This window comes from Streptomyces tritici, from assembly GCF_048500665.1.
GTDB classification, from domain to species: Bacteria; Actinomycetota; Actinomycetes; order Streptomycetales; family Streptomycetaceae; genus Streptomyces; species Streptomyces tritici.
In genome coordinates this window covers 816,210-822,500 of record NZ_CP183183.1, presented here as the reverse complement: position 1 = coordinate 822,500, position 6,291 = coordinate 816,210, and the positions used below count along the sequence as shown (strand labels likewise).

The following is a 6,291-nucleotide window of genomic DNA, read 5'->3' as shown; positions in this document are numbered from 1 at the left end:
AGTGGATGATCCTATGCTGTCGAGAAAAGCCTCTAGCGAGTTTCATGGCGGCCCGTACCCTAAACCGACTCAGGTGGTCAGGTAGAGAATACCGAGGCGTTCGGGTGAACTATGGTTAAGGAACTCGGCAAAATGCCCCCGTAACTTCGGGAGAAGGGGGGCCACACCTGGTGATCGGATTTACTCCGTGAGCTGGGGGTGGCCGCAGAGACCAGCGAGAAGCGACTGTTTACTAAAAACACAGGTCCGTGCGAAGCCGTAAGGCGATGTATACGGACTGACGCCTGCCCGGTGCTGGAACGTTAAGGGGACCGGTTAGCTGACTTTCGGGTCGGCGAAGCTGAGAACTTAAGCGCCAGTAAACGGCGGTGGTAACTATAACCATCCTAAGGTAGCGAAATTCCTTGTCGGGTAAGTTCCGACCTGCACGAATGGCGTAACGACTTCTCGACTGTCTCAACCATAGGCCCGGTGAAATTGCACTACGAGTAAAGATGCTCGTTTCGCGCAGCAGGACGGAAAGACCCCGGGACCTTTACTACAGTTTGATATTGGTGTTCGGTTCGGCTTGTGTAGGATAGGTGGGAGACTTTGAAGCAGCCACGCCAGTGGTTGTGGAGTCGCCGTTGAAATACCACTCTGGTCGTGCTGGATGTCTAACCTGGGTCCGTGATCCGGATCAGGGACAGTGTCTGATGGGTAGTTTAACTGGGGCGGTTGCCTCCCAAAGGGTAACGGAGGCGCCCAAAGGTTCCCTCAGCCTGGTTGGCAATCAGGTGTTGAGTGTAAGTGCACAAGGGAGCTTGACTGTGAGACCGACGGGTCGAGCAGGGACGAAAGTCGGGACTAGTGATCCGGCGGTGGCTTGTGGAAGCGCCGTCGCTCAACGGATAAAAGGTACCCCGGGGATAACAGGCTGATCTTCCCCAAGAGTCCATATCGACGGGATGGTTTGGCACCTCGATGTCGGCTCGTCGCATCCTGGGGCTGGAGTCGGTCCCAAGGGTTGGGCTGTTCGCCCATTAAAGCGGTACGCGAGCTGGGTTTAGAACGTCGTGAGACAGTTCGGTCCCTATCCGCTGTGCGCGTAGGAATATTGAGAAGGGCTGTCCCTAGTACGAGAGGACCGGGACGGACGAACCTCTGGTGTGCCAGTTGTCCTGCCAAGGGCATGGCTGGTTGGCTACGTTCGGGAGGGATAACCGCTGAAAGCATCTAAGCGGGAAGCCTGCTTCGAGATGAGTATTCCCACCTCCTTGAGAGGGTAAGGCTCCCAGTAGACGACTGGGTTGATAGGCCGGATGTGGAAGCCCAGTAATGGGTGGAGCTGACCGGTACTAATAGGCCGAGGGCTTGTCCTCAGTTGCTCGCGTCCACTGTGTTAGTTCTGAAGTAACGAACTCGCCATCGCCGGCTTGAGTTCAACTTCATAGTGTTTCGGTGGTCATAGCGTTAGGGAAACGCCCGGTTACATTCCGAACCCGGAAGCTAAGCCTTTCAGCGCCGATGGTACTGCAGGGGGGACCCTGTGGGAGAGTAGGACGCCGCCGAACAATCATTGTGGGAAAGCCCCGCACCTCATGGTGCGGGGTTTTTCTGCGTTTCGGGTCCATAACTCCGGGCCGGGTCGCCGGCACCCCTGTGCACACCCTCGCCGGGCCTGCCGGTAAGGTCAGTGGGCATCGTTGCTTCGTTCCCCACAGGAGGCCCCCGGGTGGAGGTCCAGGAGACTCGCGTTCAGACGGACCGGGTCCTCACCATCCCCAACATCCTCAGCATGGCGCGTCTCGTCGGCGTGCCGCTCTTCCTGTGGCTGATTCTCCGTCCGGTCTTCGGGGGGCCCAACAGTGACGGCTGGGCGTTGCTCGTTCTCGCGCTGAGCGGGGTCAGCGACTATCTCGACGGGAAGCTCGCCCGGCGCTGGAACCAGATCAGCAGCCTCGGCCGGCTGCTCGACCCGGCCGCGGACCGGCTGTACATCCTTTCCACGCTCCTCGGACTCACCTGGCGCGAGATCCTTCCGCTCTGGCTCACCCTCGTCCTTTTGGCCCGCGAGGCGATGCTGCTGGTGATGGTGGCAATCCTCCGCAGGCACGGCTATCCGCCGCCCCAGGTGAACTTCCTCGGTAAAGCTGCGACCTTCAACCTCATGTACGCCTTCCCGCTGCTTCTCCTCAGTGACGGAGACGGGTGGATTGCGTCACTCGCTGAAGTTTTCGGGTGGGCCTTCGCCGGATGGGGTACAACTCTCTATTGGTGGGCAGGGATCCTCTACGTGGTCCAGGTCCGCCGCCTCGTCAAGGCGGACACCGAGGCCGATTGAGCCTGTCTGTCCCGTGCCGTGCAGCGCCGCCGGCACCGTCGATGACGTAAGAGGGCCACCGTACGGATGGGTGAAGTCGGCTAGACCGTCGTCTCAAGGAGGACGCTTCCGACATGAAGGCCGTCGTGATGGCTGGTGGCGAAGGTACTCGACTTCGCCCGATGACCTCGAGCATGCCCAAACCACTTCTGCCGGTGGCCAACCGGCCGATCATGGAGCATGTGCTGCGCCTGCTCAAGCGACACGGACTCACCGAGACCGTTGTCACCGTGCAGTTTCTCGCCTCCCTCGTCAAGAACTACTTCGGCGACGGCGAGGACCTCGGAATGGAGCTCACGTACGCCAATGAGGAAAAGCCACTCGGTACTGCCGGGAGCGTGAAGAACGCCGAGGAAGCGCTGAAGGACGACGCCTTCCTCGTCATCTCCGGAGACGCGCTCACCGACTTCGATCTCACCGATCTGATCGCTTTCCACAAGCAGAAGGGCGCCCTCGTCACGGTCTGTCTGACCCGGGTGCCCAATCCCCTCGAATTCGGCATCACGATCGTCGACGAAGAGGGAAAGGTCGACCGTTTCCTGGAGAAGCCGACCTGGGGACAGGTCTTCTCGGACACGGTGAACACCGGCATCTACGTGATGGAGCCGGAGGTCTTCGACTACGTCAAGGCCGACGTGCCCGTCGACTGGTCCGGCGATGTCTTCCCGCAGCTGATGAAGGAGGGCAAGCCGGTCTACGGCTATGTCGCCGAAGGCTACTGGGAGGACGTCGGCACCCACGAGAGCTACGTCAAGGCGCAGGCCGACGTGCTCGAGGGCAAGGTCCAGGTCGACCTGGACGGCTTCGAGATCTCGCCCGGGGTGTGGGTCGCCGAAGGGGCCGAGGTGCACCCGGACGCTGTGCTGCGCGGACCGCTGTACATCGGCGACTACGCGAAGGTCGAGGCCGGCGCGGAGATCCGGGAGCACACCGTCGTCGGCTCCAACGTGGTCGTGAAGTCGGGCGCCTTCCTGCACAAGGCCGTCGTCCACGACAACGTGTACGTGGGCCAGCAGAGCAACCTGCGCGGCTGCGTCATCGGCAAGAACACCGACATCATGCGGGCCGCCCGCATCGAGGACGGGGCGGTCATCGGCGACGAGTGCCTCATCGGCGAGGAATCGATTGTCCAGGGGAACGTGCGCGTCTACCCCTTCAAGACGATCGAGGCCGGTGCCTTCGTCAACACCTCGGTGATCTGGGAGTCCCGCGGCCAGGCGCACCTGTTCGGCGCGCGGGGCGTCTCCGGCATCCTCAACGTCGAGATCACGCCCGAGCTGGCCGTGCGGCTGGCGGGAGCGTACGCGACGACGCTGAAGAAGGGGGCCACGGTCACCACGGCCCGTGACCACTCCCGGGGCGCCCGCGCCCTCAAGCGGGCGGTGATCTCGGCTCTGCAGGCCAGTGCCATCGACGTACGCGACCTGGAGAACGTGCCGCTGCCGGTGGCGCGGCAGCAGACGGCGCGCGGCAGCGCCGGCGGGATCATGGTGCGGACCTCGCCGGGTGTGCCGGACTCGGTGGACATCATGTTCTTCGACGAGCGCGGGGCGGACCTGTCGCAGGCCGGGCAGCGCAAGCTCGACCGGGTGTACGCGCGTCAGGAGTACCGGCGGGCGTTCCCCGGCGAGATCGGCGACCTGTCGTTCCCGTCGAGCGTCTTCGACTCGTACACCGGGGCGCTGCTGCGGCAGGTCGACACCTCGGGGATCGCCGAGGCGGGGCTGAAGGTCGTCGTCGACGCCTCCAACGGCAGCGCCGGCCTGGTTCTGCCCAGCCTGCTCGGCCGGCTCCAGGTCGACTCGCTGACGATCAATCCCGGTCTGGACGAGTCGCGGCCCACGGAGTCCGTGGAGGCGCGCAGGGCCGGTCTGGTGCGGCTCGGGGAGATCGTGGCGTCGGCGCGGGCCGCGTTCGGGGTGCGTTTCGACCCCGTCGGCGAGCGGCTGTCGCTGGTGGACGAGCGCGGCAGGATCATCGAGGACGACCGGTCGCTGCTCGTGATGCTGGACCTGGTGGCCGCCGAGCGGAGGTCGGGACGGGTGGCGTTGCCGGTCACCACCACGCGGATCGCCGAGCAGGTGGCGGCGTACCACGGGACGCAGGTGGAGTGGACGACGACGTCCCCGGACGATCTGACGCGGGTCGGCCGCGAGGAGTCGACGATCTTCGGCGGCGACGGCCGCGGCGGGTTCATCGTGCCGGAGTTCAGCAGCGTCTTCGACGGCGCGGCGGCGTTCGTGCGGCTGATCGGTCTGGTGGCGCGGACGCAGCTCACGCTGAGCCAGATCGACGCGCGGATCCCGCGGGCCCATGTGATCAAGCGGGACGTGGCCACGCCGTGGGCGGTCAAGGGCCTGGTGATGCGCCGGGTCGTGGAGGAGGCCGGGGACCGGTTCGTCGACACCACCGACGGGGTGCGGGTCGTCGAGGCGGACGGGCGCTGGGTGATGGTGCTGCCCGACCCGGCCGAGGCGGTCACCCATCTGTGGGCGGAGGGCCCCGACGACACCTCGGCGCAGGCGCTGCTGGACACGTGGTGCGCGGTGGTGGAGAGCGCCGGACGATGACCGTGTGATGGGTGTGCCGGGCGGTGTCCGCAAGGGCCCGCCCGGCACTTCGGTGGGGCCATTCGGCGGTAGCAGCCACGACGTGCGACGATGTGCGGCATGTCGCAGCAGCCCCCCGTTCGGAGCACCGGCTCCCCGCCTCCGCGTCCCGACGCGTCCATGTCGCTGCTGAACAACGTGATGGACCACGCCCTCGACGACGGCTATGCCGAGGCCACGGCCCGGCGCGCCGCCGAGGGCGCCGGTCTGCCGCGTCCGCTGCGGGCCAAGCTGGGCCTGGCCGCCGGCCTGGTGCTCGCGGCGGCGGTCGTCACCCTGGGCGCGGCGCAGGCGCACGAGGCCGCGCCGATCGTGGCGAAGGAGCGCGAGGAGCTCATCGACCGGATCGACGCCGAGACGGCCGCCGCGGACACGCTGGAGCAGGACGTCGAGAAGATCCGCCGCGAGGTGGGGGAGCGGCAGCGCAAGGCCCTGGAGCAGCACGGCGGCGACCAGGGGCAGCTGGTGGCGCTGCTGTCCGGCGCGACGCCGGTGCGCGGGCCCGGTGTGAAGCTGGTCGTGGACGACGCCAAGGGCGCCGCGGACGGGGGCGGCGGGCCGCGCGAGAACAGCGGTTTCGCCGACACCGGGCGGGTGCGCGACCGGGACATGCAGCGGGTGGTGAACGGGCTGTGGCAGTCGGGCGCCGAGGCCGTGGCGATCAACGGCCAGCGGCTGACCTCGCTGTCGGCGATCCGGGCCGCGGGTGACGCCATACTGGTCGACAACCGTCCGCTGGTGCCGCCGTACACGGTGCTGGCGGTGGGGGACGGGCGGCGGCTGAGCACCGCGTTCCAGGACAGTGCCGACGGCCAGTACCTGCATGTGCTCCAGGAGAACTTCGGCATCCGCAGCAGCATCTCCGTAGAGGAAGAGGTGCGCCTGCCGGCCGCGCCGAGCCTGATCGTACGTACAGCTGAGCCGCAGGGCACCGGGGGCGGGAAGCCCGCCGGCGGGACCTCGGCCGACAAGGGGAAGGGCACATCGTGATCGCCGTACTGGGCCTCGTCGTGGGAGTCGTGGTCGGACTGTTGGTCCGGCCCGAGGTGCCGGCGGTGGTCGAGCCCTATCTGCCGATCGCCGTGGTGGCCGCCCTCGACGCGGTGTTCGGCGGCCTGCGGGCCATGCTCGACGGGATCTTCGTCGACAAGGTCTTCGTGGTGTCCTTCCTGTCCAACGTGGTGGTGGCCGCGCTGATCGTGTTCCTGGGCGACAAGCTGGGCGTGGGCGCGCAGCTGTCGACGGGTGTGGTGGTCGTGCTCGGCATCCGGATCTTCTCCAACGCGGCCGCCATCCGGCGCCACGTGTTCCGGGCGTGAG

General features: G+C 66.1%; 4 protein-coding genes and 2 rRNA genes (1 of these 6 cut by a window edge). All 6 read left to right on the top strand.

The features are described 5' to 3' along the window. Positions 1-1,361 (top strand): 23S ribosomal RNA (locus ACNJ93_RS03835) (it extends 1,756 nt beyond the left edge of the window). A 75-nt stretch (positions 1,362-1,436) separates the two neighbouring features. Continuing rightward, positions 1,437-1,553, top strand: a 5S ribosomal RNA gene (gene rrf, locus ACNJ93_RS03830). A 161-nt stretch (positions 1,554-1,714) separates the two neighbouring features. Next, positions 1,715-2,323 (top strand): CDP-alcohol phosphatidyltransferase family protein, encoded by a 609-nt coding sequence (locus ACNJ93_RS03825; RefSeq protein ID WP_418955897.1) that lies wholly within the window; start codon positions 1,715-1,717, stop codon positions 2,321-2,323. A gap of 113 nt (positions 2,324-2,436) precedes the next feature. Beyond that, complete coding sequence (locus tag ACNJ93_RS03820; RefSeq protein ID WP_418955896.1) at positions 2,437-4,932, top strand: sugar phosphate nucleotidyltransferase; 2,496 nt, start codon at positions 2,437-2,439, stop codon at positions 4,930-4,932. A 99-nt stretch (positions 4,933-5,031) separates the two neighbouring features. Continuing rightward, positions 5,032-5,961 carry a DUF881 domain-containing protein gene (locus ACNJ93_RS03815; RefSeq protein WP_418955895.1) on the top strand — a complete coding sequence of 310 codons (930 nt, stop codon included), beginning with the start codon at positions 5,032-5,034 and terminating at the stop codon, positions 5,959-5,961. Then, the gene (locus ACNJ93_RS03810; RefSeq protein ID WP_003970459.1) at positions 5,958-6,290 is read left to right on the top strand and encodes a small basic family protein; all 333 of its coding nucleotides are present in this window, start codon (positions 5,958-5,960) and stop codon (positions 6,288-6,290) included. The genes ACNJ93_RS03815 and ACNJ93_RS03810 overlap by 4 nt, the downstream gene beginning before the upstream one ends. Position 6,291 lies beyond the last annotated feature (1 nt).